Raw genomic sequence first — 15172 nt, 5'->3', positions numbered from 1 at the left:
ACAAATCTTCTTTTTGGAATTGAGCAGTAAACTACTTCACAACACCATCCAACAAAACTATAGATAAAAAATGAAATAATGAAAGTATCAAGTGTCCACATATCATCCTCTAAATTGAAAATATAAAAAGATAGTAATTATGTCTAGTTTAATTTTATGTACTAATTATTTTTGGTATCAATAATTAACGTATAATTTCAAAAATTTTTAATTTTTTTTCAAAATTGTATTGCATAAAAATCTCATTCTTGGTATAAATATCATCGTTGAGCACGAACAACAACGAGCACAACAAACTGGAGGATTAGCTCAGCGGGAGAGCGCCTGCCTTACAAGCAGGATGTCATAAGTTCAATCCTTATATCCTCCACTAAGAAGTCAAGCCAATAACTTGACTTCTTTTTTATTATGTACTAAGAGTTAAACAATGAAGAAAGCACTACTTTTTACTATATTATCGATTTGTTTATGTTCTGCTTTCGCAGCTAATGTAAATATTGAATATCACCCATACCCTACTTCTTCTATGTATTTACAGGAAGTAGAAAATAGTAAAGCTGGGTTTAAGCTTGGTTATTTTACTATTTTTTGTACATCAAATGCCGATATAGAAATTAATATTGATTCACCTACTCTTTCTCACGTTGAAATAAAAGGTGATGTTGAAAAAAGAGTAGATCAATCAATTGAGTTTAAATTAAAGGGTAAATGGAGTAAACAGAACGGCCGTCCTATTAGTTATGTTAGCTTTAAGGATGCTACAGGCTTTAAAGCTTCTATAAAAGATAAAGATCAAATTTATGTTCTAGAATTATATTTAGTTTGTGAAAAATCAATTGATAAGTTATCAGGTCAGTACTATACCCTTACCAACCCAAATGATTTAAATAATATAATAGTAACTTCAATCAAAATTGATAGAAACTATTCTTTATACATTAATAACAGTATTTCAAATGGAGATGTACATATTCCAATTTGCCCTACCAATCCAATGGTTAATCCAGATGGAACACCAAAACCAGGTGTTAGTAAGGATCCTACTGAAATAATTGAACCTAGTTTCCTACTGTTGCATACTTCATTTGCAGAGTTTAATGGTAGTGAAATTAATGAATCAAAATACAACCTTGATTACAATAAAATTTTAGCATCTTATACCCATGCTCCTATAGTTCAAGTAAAAATTGTAGCATCAAGTAGTGATAATACAATTAATAAAACCTATTCAGAATCTTTTATTGTTCAAATTTCATCCAATGGCGCTTTAGAAAATAGTATTGGAAATAAAATTGAATATAATTTAGTAACTCAAATTGGAAATTCTAGTGATATAAGTGTTAGTAATTATATTAATCAAAACTCTTATAAATTAACTAATATAAAAACTAGTACAAATAACTATGCTTACTTTCCAATTTATTTTAATTTTAAGTCCCTTGAAAGCTTAACTAATTCACTTTCAGGGACTTATACAGATACCATTACGGTAACTATTACTGAAGTATAAATACTCTACTCTTATTGCTAGGAAGTGAAAGTGGTGAATCAAGTTTTTGATTTTCACCATTTTCTATATCTTTCATTTCTTGATATCCCTTAAAAATTTGATTATCAAGAACGATATTTTGAACTTCCTCATTCTTATTCAGTAAAAGTAAATATCCCTTCTCTTTTCCTTTTCTGAAAATAGCAAGAGTATTTTTATTAAGTGGAATGTAGTATGCAGATGCAAATGCTAAATCATCATTATTCTTTCTTAATGCACCCATTATCTTATGGGTATTCAGCATTCCTTTATTCCACATGCTTTCATCCCAAACCATAGGATAACGTGAAGCCTCAACGCTTCCAAGTTTTCCTCCAATTGAGATTTCATCACCATAATAGATATTTGGCATACCAGGAAGCATATAGAGAGCCATAACAACACCCTTATAGATATCTTCATCATAGATTGCACTATTATTATGTAATCGTGGGGTATCATGGCTATCAAAGAGGTTCATTCTAAAGAAGCGTGATAAATCTTGAGATGCATTTTCAGTATCCTTCAAAGCTTCAGCTAGGGTATAAGCATCCATAGGATACTTTTCTAATTCAGGACTATGACCCCAGCCACCACATTGGAATCTATCCTTTTCCCCCATCCAGGATCGAAGTAGCCTGCCTGAACCAAAGTAATTCATTGTAGCATCCCACATATCCCCTTCTAGGTATTCAGTTGCATCATTCCAATCCTCACCAACAAGGTAAAGATCATCCTTAACACCTCTAAGGGAGGTTTTAACCTCTCTCCAAACCTCTTTACAAAGCTGATCAGTTTCAGTTCTACCAAGCTCTGGTGCAACATCAAGACGCCATCCATCGATAGAATATGGTGGAAGTAAAAACTTCTTCATAGCAGCATCAGCAGAGCGATATACAATATCTCTTAGCTTCTGGTTGTTATAGTTTAATTGAGGAAGAGTATCGACATCTTGCCAATATAAAAACGAACCATCTTCTTTTTTGTAGTAGTAACTAGCTTCTTCACACTCAGGGTCTTCCTGAGCCTTCTTAAACCATTCATGGTCACTTCCTGTATGGTTAATTGAGATATCAATTACAATCTTAATTCCAAGTTCATGAGCTTTTTTAGTTAATGAAATTAAAGCTTCGTTTCCACCTAATTTTTCATCTACATTAAAGTAATCGATGCAATCAAAGCGGTGAACAGTTCTACTTCTTAAAATTGGGTTAATATATAAAACTGTAATTCCTAAATCGTTTAAATAGGATAGCTTTTCTTCTATTCCTTTTAAATCACCATTGAAAAAGTCAACACATCTAGCTTTTTCATATTCATCAGGGATTTCATCAAAGGTGTGAGCACTTACAACACCACCATTAAATACATATTCACCATCCTTTACATCATTTGACTTATCCCCATTACAAAATCTATCAGGAAAGATTTGATAACAAGTTGAAGATGCAATGTATTTTGGAGATGTGTAATCAGTAACAATGAAAAACTGGTCCTTTGCACAAGGAGCCCACATTGTAAAACCTTTCTTCGATAAATAGTAAATTCTATCTTCATAATCAAAACTAAAGTAATATCTTAGTCCTTCAGGTTTATATGGTGCTTTTACTTTGCATTTATAGTAGCTACTCTCTTGACTCATATCATAACGCCATTCAAGTCCAAATCTATTTGTAAATACAGCTACATTTTTTACTTTTACGTCACCTGTGAATATTTTAAGTTCTACATCATCACCTTGTTTTGGAAAGAGAGGTGAAACAAATTCACTAGATACTTGGCTTGTAATTATATCTTTAAACATTAATACCCTCCGTAGAGGGTATTTTATCAAAATGTAATTATTTTGTAAGTGCTTTCTTTAAGCTATCGAAAACTACTTCTGGAGCTGGAGATGCATCAACATCAACTAATACACCCTTTGCCTTGTAGTACTCAATAAGTGGTGCAGTAGATGCATCATATACTTCGAGTCTTGTCTTTACTCTTTCTGGCTGGTCATCTTCTCTCTGATAGAGTGGTTCACCAGTTTCATCATCGATACCTTCTACCTTAGGTGGGTTGTAAATTACATGGTATGTTCTACCTGTGCTCTTACAGAATCTTCTACCACTAATTCTCTTAACAACAGCTTCTTTATCAACAACAAAGTTAACAACTTTATCAATATTTACAATATTACTTAGAGCATCTGCCTGAGCGATAGTACGTGGGAAACCGTCAAGGATAAAACCATTTTTAGTATCGTCTTGGCTAAGGCGCTGTCTTACAACTTCAATAGTAATTTCGTCTGGAACAAGATTACCACTTGCAATAATTGATTTAACCTTATTACCAAGTTCTGTACCTTTTTCCTGTTCTGCTCTAAATAAATCACCTGTTGAAATGTGAGGAATTGAGTAATATACCTTAGCTTCCTTAGCAATTGTTCCCTTACCAGCTCCTGGAGGGCCTAAAAATACCATGTTCATAGAAAACTCCTTATTTTAGCCATCTTCTTTAAAAGAAGAGCAAAATCAATAAATTTATATTAACAAAATGTCTCTTTTAAATAAAGAATGTTGTAGAGAAAGTTGTCTTTTTCATTTATATTGTTTTTAGTCGGAGATAAAAATGTCTAATAAAATAATTTTACATGCAACCGATTTAGACGGTTTTTTAAGTGAGAGTGATAAAGCTAAGCTTGATGGTGTTCATAAACTCTATGATGAATATTTAGATAGCTGTAAATTAATGGACAATGCAAAAGATGATGCAGAAATTGAAGTAGCTGGTAACTTACTTACCAATAATGCTGCCAAGATTGGACATGCACTTGAAGAAATTTGTTCAACAGAGCCTCAAATCCATGTTTATTCTTTTGAAACTCCAGATGAACAGCATGGAGCAGCTTCAAGATTAATTGCAAAATTAAGAGACCCTAAAACTCAGCACGATGAGTTTGTTTACTATATCCAAAGAGCATATGAGTTACTTTTTGCTCACACCTATAGTGATAAAGCAATAAAAAATAAAAGAAGCTTAATTGAAAAAACTCCAGTTAACTTCCCATGTCAAAACTATGCTGTACATAGAATTCCAGATGTTGATGATTTAATCCATGATTCTGTTATGTGTGTTATGCTTCGTGGAGCCCTTCTTCCATCTATTATTATGAGTAAGGAAATTGAGGATTACTCAAGTGATGGTTTTATTACTCCATTTGCTCTATTTAAGATTAAGAGAGATGAAAGTAAAAAAGAAAATAATATGGCATATGTCCTTGATCTTGATAAATCATTCTTTAACCTTGAAGAGTTAAATGGTAAAGACTTAATCTTTGCAGATCCAATGAATGCAACAGGTGGCTCTTTAGTTACAATCATTAAGTACCTTGAAAAAGAAGGTATCAAGCCAAAATCCATTAAGTTTATTAACGTAATTTCAGCCCTTAAGGGTGCACTTAGAATTGCAAGAGCAATTCCTAATGCTGAAATCTACACTCTTTGGATGGATCCTGTATTAAATGAAAAGGCTTATATTCTTCCTGGTCTTGGCGATGCTGGTGACCGTCTCAATGGTGTGGATGGAGAAAATCCTAGAAATATGATTCAGCTCATTGGTGATTATGGTAGTGGAATATTAAATCTTTACAGAGATCAAGTTAATGAAATTGAAAAAACTGTTCTTGGTTGAAATAGTATTTCTACTTTTAATTTCTTGCTCAACAACAAGTAGTGTGAGTCAATCAAGTGCACTCACACCACTTGAAAGCAAAGATGAAACTTTAAGTGCTCTTATTAATGCATATAATTTAAATCCAGATGATAAGAGCACAAGTTATAATCTTGCTTTTGCTTTAGCTAGTGAAAAAAAATTTGATAAAGCTTTAAAAATTATTGATGAAGCATTATCACTTCATCCTCAAATAGTTCGATTTTATACATTAAAAGCATATATTCTGAAAGAATTATTTCAATACAATGAGTATGAAAAAACATATGAAAAACTACTAGAAATCGATAGTGCACATAGTGCGGTTGCTCTAGAACTAATGAATCATTATCAAAATATGTTTAGATATTCTGATGCAAAAAGAATGGCTAGCCTTGTATTAAAATATGATAAAGATAACCAAGATGCTAAAGATATACTCTTTAAAGGTGATTCTTCACTTAACTCTCTTTCACAAATAAAAGAGGATAGTAAATCTAACTATACTTACTCTATTCCTACCATCCCTGATTTATCAACTATTACCTTTGAGCCTCTTCCACTCACTAACCGCTAGTTTATCACAGCGATTATTGTATTCATTTTCAGCATGACCTTTAACCCAAATTAGATTTACTTTATGAATATTAAATAGTTGTAATAGTTTAATCCATAAATCTGTATTTGGAACGTCTTTACCTTTTTTCTTAAACCCTGCTTTCTGCCAGGAATATACCCAGCCTTTTGAAAATGAATCAATTAGGTACTTACTATCGGAATATAAATCAACCTCACAAGGCTCTTTAAGGGCACTTAATGCCATAATAGCAGCAGTTAACTCCATTCTATTATTGGTTGTTAAAGCTTCTCCACCAGATATTTCTTTTTCTGCTTCTCCATACTTTAAGATAGCACCCCACCCGCCTGGTCCAGGATTACCACTACAAGCTCCATCGGTGTATATTAATACCTTCTTCATCTAGTACCTGTTTTTTTAATAATGTGATAACCAAATTGAGTTCTAACTGGGCGTGAAATAGAACCATAACCAAGCTTCTTAGTAGCTTCTTCAAATTCTTTAACCATTTGACCTTCTTTAAAAAAGCCTAAATCCCCACCCTTTTCCTTAGATGGACAAGTTGAATATTTTTTTGCAAGAGCTTGGAAGGAAGCTCCATTTTTTAACTCTAAATAAATTTTATCTGCTAAAGATTTATCTTTAACAAGAATGTGACTAGCTCTCATTTCCATATCTTTAGATTACCATAATTGACTAGAAGTGAAAATAAGTGAGAAAATAAAAGCGAAGTGAATAAAAGAGCTAAGTTTTTACACAGTGTATATAGAAAAGCAGTAAAAATATTTCTTTCAATCAGGTTTGACTTTCAAACTTGGTTTAGTTGTCCTCTTCCAAAAGGACCTAAAATATTTGTATCCAACCACTTTTCTTCATCAGATGCACACTTTGTTACAACCATTATGAAAGATGATATACACATGGTAATAGGTCCTGCTTTTAATGTTCCACTTTTAAAAACATATTTACGTTTAGCAGATCAAATACCTGCAAATACAAAAGAAAATAGAAGTAAGGTTGTTTCTTCAGCTAAAAAATATATTGAAGCTGGGGATAGTATTTATATTTTTCCAGAAGGAATGTTAAATACAGGAACAGAGCTTTTAGAGTTTAAAAAAGGTGTTGCAAGAATTTATCTTGAGACAGGAGTTCCTGTTATTCCAATTGGATTAATTGCTCCAATGAGAAGAATTAAGAAAAAAGATAATAGTTTTGTTGGTCATGAAATGACAGTTGTTTCTAAGAATTATTATGCAAACATTGGTGATCCTATGACCTTTGAAGAGGAAAGAAAACTTGCCTTAACAGATAGAAGTAAGGCAGAAGAGATTATAACTGAAAAGATTAAAAAGGAAGTTGAATTTCTAATTAACGATATAAAAATGAATAAGTTTTGGAGTTGAGTATGGATAAAAAAAGTGTATTTGAAGCTTTTAAAGCAAAGACAGATGAAATTATTACTCACTATGATGAAGTTGAGGAACTTAAGTTTACCGCCTCATTAAAAAATGGTACTAAATTCAGCTTTGATTACGATGTTGCTCGTTTTGAGTGTACTAAAAAGAAGGAATCAAATAGCGTTGTAAATGGAGTTTGCGATATAATTGCAGCTTTAGCTTGTGTTGCAATGCTTTCAATTAGTTTAGTTAGAGGGATTAATAGTTCTATTATTGTTCTTCAAACACTAACATTTTCTTTTTTCATTATCTTTTCAATTTTAAGTGCAGTTTACCACCTCTTTTCAGTAAACCACCAAAGAACATCTAGAGTTTTATTGCTAATTAGACAATTTTTACTAATTGTTACACTGTTTTTACTAACAGCCACAATAACAGAGTTACAACAAGGATCTATGTTTTTGATTCTATTTTTCCTATTACTCTCTGTGTTATCTCTATTTTTATCACTTCTTTCAACTAAGGGTGGACTTAGAGCAGGAAATATAATTATTGCAGTAATTGGAGTAGTATTGATGATAAGTTTCAGAGACGCTTATATTACATTTATTTCACTATCAATAGTGATTAATGGATTAATTAATGCACTATTTGATAGTGATAAAGCAAAGTTAGCAGGAAGAGTAAAAACTACAAGTTTATTTTACTTACTCTCCCTATTGTTTTTCTTTCTTTTCTCTGAGCATCTGCTGATAGCTTTTTGATTCAATATCACAACGAGAGATACCTACACTATCTAAAATTGAGTATAAGAGAAGAATCTTATCAAGGTTCTTCTCTTTATCATTTGTATCACTCATGATTTCCATTTCTAGGTACCAACCAAGAGTTTTTACATTTAATAACTCAATATGAACATCATGATAATGCCATTCATACCCCTTCTTTTCTTTACGAATGAACTCGACATAACCAAGCATATGAGCCATTTGAATCATCACATCCTTATCCTTTACTGGGTGTGAAAACTCTAGCTCTTCATTACATTCAAGTCCATTTTCTCTATGATTCTTTTTAGCTGTAATTAATAGATTATCACCTTCATCTCTAATTCTAAATCTTGGAGATGTATCACCTGGAAAAGCAAAATAAATGTCATCTTTATTCACTTCTTTGCCACATGATTTAGTAAAATCATCAATTACACTTTTTAACTCAGGGTAAGCATGAGCTTTTATTTCAACTTCATATGCCATAATACTACTTCCAAGGGAATATCATGTTTCTAAATGTTCTAGGACCAACCTTTTCTTTTTCATCAAATAAAATATCTTCCCAAGGTAGGTGTTTTCTATCAACATCTGGATTTTCTTCAAGATAATCGTACTTTAGCATTATCAATTTAACAGCATCGTGACTTGCTAAATTCATTCCTGCTACTCCTGGAATAAAACCCATAGTAAAGACAGTTAATACTAGTAAAACTAAGTTGTAAAAGGCGAAGAAAATGGTAAATCCCATATTATCAGCCATTACTAACATACACTTTTTAAAGGTTTTTAATGGACCATCACCAGGTAAAAATGAAGAGAGAGCTAAATAGTATGGCATGGAAAGTAAAAGTAATATTACAATCCAAAGCATAATTATTGATAAAATCATTCCAACTACTCCCTCAATGCTTAGATAAAAAGGAATTACAAAAAATGTAATTGTTAAGAATACTGCAAGTAATAAGAAGTAAAATAATGAATGAGTGAAGTATCTTGCAAAGCCCTCTCTAAATGCGGCAAAGCCACTACGTTGATAATTTGAATACCCGTAGCAAACATTTGATAGAGCACCTGAAAAGAGACAAAATGCTAATAGCACTAATACTAATGCCACAAAAAACAATGCTGCACTAACATCAATTAAATATGTAGAAAGTAGTGCTAAGAGCAAGAATCCTACACTAATTAAATTATAAAGGACAATTCCAATTAAATTATCCCAACCGTCAAAAAATGCTTTTTTAATAAAAAAACCTATCATAATTTATAGAGTAATGCTTTAAATTAAATTATCCAAGTAAAAAAAATTTTTATTATATACAGATATTATTCATAAATTTTGTTTGCAATACACAATTTTTCAATATTTATGCAAAAGTGGTTGCAATAACTTTTATTTTATGCATAATTATTCACAAGTTGATTAACAAACGGAGAATAAGAAAATGAAAAAAGAAAAAGTCGTTCTTGCCTATTCCGGCGGACTTGATACATCAGTTATTTTAAAATGGCTCTCAAACAAAGGTTTTGAAGTTATTGCATATGTTGCTAATGTCGGCCAGAACGAAGATTTCAAAGCTATAGAAGATAAAGCATACCTTACTGGTGCTAGCAAGGTTTATATCGAGGATTTAAGAAAAGAGCTTGTTGAGAACTATGTATTTCCAGCATTAAAGGCAAATACAATTTATGAAGGAACATACATGCTTGGTACATCTCTTGCTCGCCCTATTATTGCTAAACGCCACATTGAGATTGCTAAAAAGGAAGGCACTAAATATGTTGCTCACGGTGCAACTGGTAAGGGTAATGACCAAGTTAGATTTGAATTTGGTTACTACATGAATATGCCTGATGTAAAAATTATTTCTCCATGGAAAGATCCTGAATTCCTTTCTCAGTTTGAGGGAAGATCAGATATGCTTGCTTATGCAGAGAAATATAACATTCCTGTAAAAGCTTCATTAAAGAAACCATATAGTGAAGATGCAAATTTAATTCACATCTCTCATGAGGCAGGTATCTTGGAAGATCCATCTTCAAGATGTCCAGCTGATGTTTTCTCTCTTACAGTAAGCCCTCAAGATGCTCCAAATGAAGAAACTATTCTTTCAATTGAGTTTAAAGATGGTATTCCTGTAACGGTTAAAAATGAAAATGATAACACAGTAGTAACAGACCCACTTAATATGATTGAATACCTCAATAAAGTTGGCCATGATAATGCAATTGGTAGAGTTGATATGGTTGAAAACCGCTTTGTTGGTATTAAATCAAGAGGTGTTTACGAAACTCCAGGTTGTGAAATCCTTTGGAAGGCTCACCACAATCTTGAAGGACTATGTATGGATAAGGAAGCAATGCACTTAAGAGATATGCTTTCTCCAAAGTATGCTGAATTAATTTACAATGGCTACTGGGGTGCTCCTGAATTTAACATGCTTACTTCCCTATTTGAAACTAGCCAGAAGAATGTTACAGGTGTTGCTAAGGTTGCTCTCTATAAGGGTAATGTTATTAATGCTGGTATTTCTTCACCTTGCTCACTCTATAACCAAGAGCTTGGTAGTATGGATAAAGCTGGTGGTTACCACCCTGTTGATTGTAAGGGCTTTATCAATATTTCAGCTATCCGTTTGATGGCTTCATCTCAAAGAGATAAAGAAAATAGCTAAAAAAATTTTTCGGGCAGGATTAATTCCTGTCCTTTAATTTTATATGACTTGAATTATTTATTAATTTTTGGCATCATATATTAACTGTGTTCGTTGAACCAGAATTTCCGGTAGATTTTCTACTGAGATATAGTGTTAGGGGCTAAATATTATTTAGCGAAAATTTAGGAGGATTACTATGGCAGTAGTAACCATGAAAAGCCTGTTAGAATCAGGCGTACACTTTGGACATCAAACTAAGAGATGGAATCCAAAGATGGATCGTTTCATTTTCACAGAAAGAAACGGAATTCACATTATTGACCTTCAGAAGACAAGCGCATGTATCGTAGAAGCTTATGAAGCTATTCGCGCTCAAGTTAAGAATGGTAAGACAATCCTTTTCGTAGGAACAAAGAAGCAGGCACAGCAGACAATTGAGCAGGAAGCTAAGCGCTGTGGTATGCCTTATGTAAACAACCGCTGGCTCGGTGGTATGCTCACTAACTTCTCAACAATCAAAAAGAGTATTGCTCGCTTAAAGAAAATTGAGAAGATGCAGGCTGACGGAACATTCGATTCTCTCACAAAGAAAGAAGTTGCACTTTTAACAAAGGAAAAGAACAAGCTTGAGAAGAACCTTGGTGGTATTAAGGATCTTAAGGAGCTCCCAGGTGCACTCTTTATCATTGATACTAAGAAAGAAGCTCTTGCAGTAGCAGAAGCTAAGAGACTTGGTATTCCAGTTGTAGCAGTTGTTGATACAAACTGTGACCCAACAGATATCACATATCCTATCCCAGGTAACGATGATGCAATCAGAGCTATCTCACTTTTTGTTGAGATTATTGCTAATGCAGTTATCGATGCTGACAACGAGACAGGTATCCAGATCATTGAATCACTTGGTGATGAAGATGAAGCAGCAGCTGTAGAAGCAGCACCTGTTCAGGATAAGGACGAAGAAGCAGAAGCTTTAGAAGACGAGTTATATTCAAAATAAGGAGATAAACATGGCTATTTCAGCATCCGATGTAAAGAAACTCCGTGATATCACCGGAGCAGGTATGATGGACTGCAAGAAGGCTCTTAACGAGGCTAATGGTGACATGGCTCAGGCAGAAAAGATCCTCAAGGAAATGGGTCTTGCTGCAGTTGCTAAGCGCCAGGATAGAGCAACTGAAAACGGTAGAGTTTTCACATATGTACAGGGTAACAAAGCTGTACTTCTCGAGCTCAGCTGCGAAACTGACTTCGTTGCTAAGAACGATCAGTTCAAAGAGCTTGGTGAGAATATGTGTAAAGTAATCGTTGAAAAGGGTTACACTGAAATTAACGATGACTTAAAGGGCATGGTTGCAGGTCTTATCGCTACAATTAAGGAAAACATGTCTGTTAAGAGATTCAAGGTTATTGATCTCCCAGAAAACGGATATGCATCAACATACGTACACGGCGAAGGTTCTGTTGCAGTATGTGTAGTATTCACAGCTGACAATGTAGCTGCATTCGAAAATGAAGCAGTTAAAGAATTTGCTCACGATTGTGCTCTTCACGTTGCAGCATTCAAGCCACAGTTCTTAAATACAGCTAGTGTATCTAAGGAATATGAAGCTGAACAGCTCTCTATCTTCCAGGCTCAGGTTGCTTCTATGGACAAGCCAGCTAAGGTTCTTGAGGGTATCGTAAGAGGTAAACTCAACAAGCTTTACAGTGAAGTATGTTTCCTTAACCAGCCATTCGTAAAAGATGACTCAATGAGTGTATCAAAGAAGATGGCAGAAGTTGCTAAAGCAGCAGGTGTTAAGCTTGATATTATTTCTTGCGACTACTACCAGGCTGGTGTTGAAGCTTAAGACGGGAGTTATTCATGCAGAGCGTACTTGACAACTGTCAGGATAAGATGAAGAAATGCGTCTTATCTCTTGAGAGTGAATATCAGAACATGAGAACAGGTCGTGCAAACGCTTCTCTCTTTGATAAAATCAAAGTTGATTACTATGGTTCAGAGACTCCTCTGAACCAGGTAGCTAGTATTAGCGTTCCTGAAGCTCGTCTTGTTGTCATTCAGCCATGGGACAAGAGTGTTCTTTCTGCAATTGAAAAAGCAATTCAGAAGAGCGAACTCGGATTAAACCCAAATAACGACGGTAAGCTTATTCGCGTTAACTTCCCTGCTTTAACTGAGCAGAGAAGAAAGGAACTTGCAAAGAGTGCTAAGGCTACAGCTGAAAACGCTCGTGTTGCAATTCGCAATGTTCGCCGTGATGCTTTAGAAACACTAAAGAAGATGCAGAAAGCTTCTGAAATTAGTGAAGACCAGCAGAAAGATGGTGAAACAAAGATCCAGAAAATGACTGATAATGCAATCAGCGATGTAGCTCGCGTTGCTGAAGCAAAAGAAAAAGAAATCATGGAGATCTAATTAAATATGAGGGAAAAGGAACTTCACTTAGGATTAATAATGGACGGAAATGGAAGATGGGCTAAAGCTAGACACCTTCCTCGCACAGCTGGACACCTTGCAGGTCTTAAAAGTTTAAAAAAGGTTGTTTTAGGAGCCATTAATAATGAAGTGAAGTACCTTTCACTCTATTGTTTTTCAACTGAAAACTGGAAAAGAAGCCAAGAGGAAGTATCCTATCTCATGGGGCTTTTTTCTTCCAAGATTTATTCAGAGCTACCTTTTTACCAGGAAAATGGTATTAAGATTTTAACCATAGGTGATCTCTCCCCGCTTCCTGAAGACGCTAAAAAAGCAATTAACGATACAATTGAAGCAACGAAAGATAATGATACAATAATTCTTCAACTTGCAATTAACTATGGTGGTCAAGCTGAAATTTCCATGGCAGTTAATAAAGCAATTAAAAATGGAGAAACTAACCTTACACCTGAAGTCATTAGAAGTTATTTTGAGCATCCAGAAGTTCCCCCAGTTGATGTAATTGCTCGTTCTGCAGGTGAAATTCGTCTTTCAAACTTCCTTCTTTTTGATTCAGCCTATGCCGAATTCGTTTTTTGTGATAAACTATGGCCAGATTGGGATGAAAGTGATGTAACTAAAGTTCTTGAGGAATATTCCCATAGAATTAGGCGTTTTGGAGGGGTAAAATGACATCTAATATAAAAAGGATAATTACTGGGGTAATCGCAATACCCTTACTTGCTGCAATAATTCTCTTACTCCCTCAATATAATTATCTTTGTTTTGCAATACTAGTTTTAGTAGTTGCCATTATTGGTTCATATGAACTACATTCAATTTTAAGTAAACATACCACAGGTAAACTACTACTACCTCCATATCTAGGTTCTATTCAGATAATTGCAACCTACATCCAATATTCTTATTTTCCAAAATACAATTTAACGCTTTATTCATTAATTGGATTGATTTTCATAGCCCTTGCAATGGAAATTAAAAAAGGCGAAACAGATAACTTTAAAAATTCTATTGAAAGATTATCATATACAGTTCTTCAAATAGTATATCCAAATACATTTGCAATTTTCTTTGTTAAATTTTGTTTCTTAGAAAATGCATGGTTATATTTATTAATTTTCTTTGCTTTAGTATTTGGTTCAGATACCTTCGCATACTTCTTTGGCATGCTCTTTGGTAAGAATAATAAGGGAATTGTTAAGGTTAGTCCTAATAAATCCATAGCTGGTTTTATTGCTGCCCTACTTGTTCCTGCTATTATTGGATGCATATGTGGCGCATTAATTAAAGAGTTTGAAGTAGATGGTATACTTGGTTTCTTCTTAGGTCTTGCAACAGCTGCTTCTGCTGCTATTGGTGACTTAGTAGAATCTGTGTTAAAGAGAAGTGCTAACATAAAGGACAGTGGAAAAATTATTCCTGGTCGTGGAGGAATGCTTGATAGCATCGATTCTCTACTTTTTGCTGCTCCTGTCTTTATTGCATTTATGCACTTCATGCAATATGTAGCATGATTAAAAGAAGAGTAATTATATTAGGAGCCACCGGCTCAATTGGTACTACATGTCTAAATGCTATTAGAGCAAAAAGCTTATGTGCTGATGTAGTTGGTCTTGTCGGCTATAGTAGCGTAGAAAAGTTACAAACTCTTTCTAAAGAGTTTAATTGTCCATATATAATTAATACTAATTCTAGTGTACTAAGAGAGTTTTTATCTTCTCTCTCTGCAGATATTGTATTAAATGGTATAGCTGGTGCACCAGGTTTAGAAGCTTCCTTAATTTCATTACAGTGTGGTTTTGATTTAGCACTTGCTAATAAAGAATCAATTGTAATGGGTGGTAACTTTATATTAAATGAAGCAAAACGACTTGGACGTAAAATTATCCCAGTTGATAGCGAACATAGTGCTATTTTCAATTTAATTAAAGCTCACGGTGAAATTGATTCAGTTGTAATTACCGCTTCTGGTGGTCCTTTTTATCAAAAAAAGAATCTTGAAAATGTTACAGTTGAAGAAGCGACTAACCACCCTACTTGGAAAATGGGTAAAAAGATTAGTATCGATAGTGCAACATTGGCAAATAAAGGCTTAGAGGTTATC

At 33.8% G+C, this 15172-nt stretch carries 18 protein-coding genes, 1 tRNA gene and 1 pseudogene; 13 read left to right on the top strand and 7 right to left on the bottom strand.

What is annotated here, in order from left to right; translation table 11 throughout:
* Positions 1-101, bottom strand: a 101-nt coding sequence (locus SOY52_RS11200) for a putative ABC transporter permease (protein ID WP_414429592.1), incomplete at its 3' end; no start/stop codon positions are given.
* Between the two features lie 197 nt (positions 102-298).
* On the opposite strand from SOY52_RS11200, the gene SOY52_RS06305 reads away from it, so the two are divergent.
* Together SOY52_RS06305 and SOY52_RS06300 are read left to right on the top strand one after the other, a co-directional pair.
* Positions 299-370 (top strand) — tRNA-Val (locus tag SOY52_RS06305).
* Positions 371-427: 57 nt separating this feature from the next.
* Positions 428-1510: a hypothetical protein gene (locus tag SOY52_RS06300; RefSeq protein ID WP_320848119.1), complete on the top strand. Its 1083-nt coding sequence runs from the start codon at positions 428-430 to the stop codon at positions 1508-1510.
* Here SOY52_RS06300 and SOY52_RS06295 read toward each other — a convergent pair.
* The gene (locus SOY52_RS06295; RefSeq protein ID WP_320848118.1) at positions 1497-3332 is read right to left on the bottom strand and encodes a glycoside hydrolase family 13 protein; all 1836 of its coding nucleotides are present in this window, start codon (positions 3330-3332) and stop codon (positions 1497-1499) included. The genes SOY52_RS06300 and SOY52_RS06295 overlap by 14 nt on opposite strands.
* A 37-nt stretch (positions 3333-3369) precedes the next feature.
* Positions 3370-3999, bottom strand: a complete 630-nt coding sequence (locus SOY52_RS06290; protein ID WP_320848117.1) for an adenylate kinase — start codon at positions 3997-3999, stop codon at positions 3370-3372.
* Positions 4000-4141: 142 nt separating this feature from the next.
* Here SOY52_RS06290 and SOY52_RS06285 point away from each other — a divergent pair, with 142 nt between their 5' ends.
* Together SOY52_RS06285 and SOY52_RS06280 are read left to right on the top strand one after the other, a co-directional pair.
* Positions 4142-5203, top strand: a complete 1062-nt coding sequence (locus SOY52_RS06285) for a uracil phosphoribosyltransferase (protein ID WP_320848116.1) — start codon at positions 4142-4144, stop codon at positions 5201-5203.
* Positions 5175-5798, top strand: coding sequence for a hypothetical protein (locus tag SOY52_RS06280; RefSeq protein WP_320848115.1), 624 nt, complete (start codon positions 5175-5177; stop codon positions 5796-5798). Before SOY52_RS06285 ends, SOY52_RS06280 begins: the two co-directional genes overlap by 29 nt.
* Here the strand turns inward: SOY52_RS06280 and rnhA are convergent.
* Together rnhA and SOY52_RS06270 are read right to left on the bottom strand one after the other, a co-directional pair.
* The gene (gene rnhA / locus SOY52_RS06275; RefSeq protein WP_320848114.1) at positions 5757-6200 is read right to left on the bottom strand and encodes a ribonuclease HI; all 444 of its coding nucleotides are present in this window, start codon (positions 6198-6200) and stop codon (positions 5757-5759) included. The two genes, SOY52_RS06280 and rnhA, sit on opposite strands and share 42 nt — an antisense overlap.
* The gene (locus SOY52_RS06270) at positions 6197-6472 is read right to left on the bottom strand and encodes a peptidylprolyl isomerase (RefSeq protein WP_320848113.1); all 276 of its coding nucleotides are present in this window, start codon (positions 6470-6472) and stop codon (positions 6197-6199) included. The genes rnhA and SOY52_RS06270 overlap by 4 nt, the downstream gene beginning before the upstream one ends.
* A gap of 57 nt (positions 6473-6529) precedes the next feature.
* Here SOY52_RS06270 and SOY52_RS06265 point away from each other — a divergent pair, with 57 nt between their 5' ends.
* Together SOY52_RS06265 and SOY52_RS06260 are read left to right on the top strand one after the other, a co-directional pair.
* Entirely contained in the window at positions 6530-7201 is a 672-nt protein-coding gene (locus tag SOY52_RS06265; RefSeq protein ID WP_320848112.1) for a lysophospholipid acyltransferase family protein, read from the top strand.
* A 2-nt stretch (positions 7202-7203) separates the two neighbouring features.
* Positions 7204-7959 (top strand): hypothetical protein, encoded by a 756-nt coding sequence (locus SOY52_RS06260; protein ID WP_320848111.1) that lies wholly within the window; start codon positions 7204-7206, stop codon positions 7957-7959.
* Here SOY52_RS06260 and cyaB read toward each other — a convergent pair.
* Together cyaB and SOY52_RS06250 are read right to left on the bottom strand one after the other, a co-directional pair.
* Positions 7912-8451 (bottom strand): class IV adenylate cyclase, encoded by a 540-nt coding sequence (gene cyaB / locus SOY52_RS06255; RefSeq protein WP_320848110.1) that lies wholly within the window; start codon positions 8449-8451, stop codon positions 7912-7914. The genes SOY52_RS06260 and cyaB overlap by 48 nt on opposite strands.
* Before the next feature lie 4 nt (positions 8452-8455).
* On the bottom strand, positions 8456-9229 hold the full coding sequence (locus SOY52_RS06250) for a hypothetical protein (RefSeq protein WP_320848109.1): 774 nt from the start codon (positions 9227-9229) through the stop codon (positions 8456-8458).
* A gap of 184 nt (positions 9230-9413) precedes the next feature.
* Here SOY52_RS06250 and SOY52_RS06245 point away from each other — a divergent pair, with 184 nt between their 5' ends.
* From SOY52_RS06245 to SOY52_RS06215, 7 genes and pseudogenes are all read left to right on the top strand, one after another.
* The gene (locus tag SOY52_RS06245) at positions 9414-10643 is read left to right on the top strand and encodes an argininosuccinate synthase (RefSeq protein ID WP_320848108.1); all 1230 of its coding nucleotides are present in this window, start codon (positions 9414-9416) and stop codon (positions 10641-10643) included.
* A 178-nt stretch (positions 10644-10821) separates the two neighbouring features.
* Positions 10822-11625: a 30S ribosomal protein S2 gene (gene rpsB / locus SOY52_RS06240; RefSeq protein ID WP_320848107.1), complete on the top strand. Its 804-nt coding sequence runs from the start codon at positions 10822-10824 to the stop codon at positions 11623-11625.
* A gap of 10 nt (positions 11626-11635) precedes the next feature.
* Positions 11636-12478 (top strand): translation elongation factor Ts, encoded by an 843-nt coding sequence (tsf, locus tag SOY52_RS06235; protein WP_320848106.1) that lies wholly within the window; start codon positions 11636-11638, stop codon positions 12476-12478.
* 14 nt (positions 12479-12492) lie between these two features.
* Positions 12493-13047 carry a ribosome recycling factor gene (gene frr, locus SOY52_RS06230; RefSeq protein ID WP_320848105.1) on the top strand — a complete coding sequence of 185 codons (555 nt, stop codon included), beginning with the start codon at positions 12493-12495 and terminating at the stop codon, positions 13045-13047.
* Between the two features lie 6 nt (positions 13048-13053).
* On the top strand, positions 13054-13740 hold the full coding sequence (gene uppS / locus SOY52_RS06225) for a polyprenyl diphosphate synthase (protein WP_320848104.1): 687 nt from the start codon (positions 13054-13056) through the stop codon (positions 13738-13740).
* Positions 13737-14582: a phosphatidate cytidylyltransferase gene (locus SOY52_RS06220; protein ID WP_320848103.1), complete on the top strand. Its 846-nt coding sequence runs from the start codon at positions 13737-13739 to the stop codon at positions 14580-14582. Before uppS ends, SOY52_RS06220 begins: the two co-directional genes overlap by 4 nt.
* Positions 14579-15172, top strand: a pseudogene (locus SOY52_RS06215) (1-deoxy-D-xylulose-5-phosphate reductoisomerase); the annotation flags it as partial. The gene SOY52_RS06220 and the pseudogene SOY52_RS06215, both read left to right, overlap by 4 nt.

Source organism: Bullifex sp., assembly GCF_034103065.1.
In the GTDB taxonomy this organism is placed as follows: Bacteria; Spirochaetota; Spirochaetia; order Sphaerochaetales; family Sphaerochaetaceae; genus Bullifex.
The sequence above is the reverse complement of the archived record's forward strand: the minus strand, read 5'-3'. Positions and strand labels throughout refer to the sequence as shown.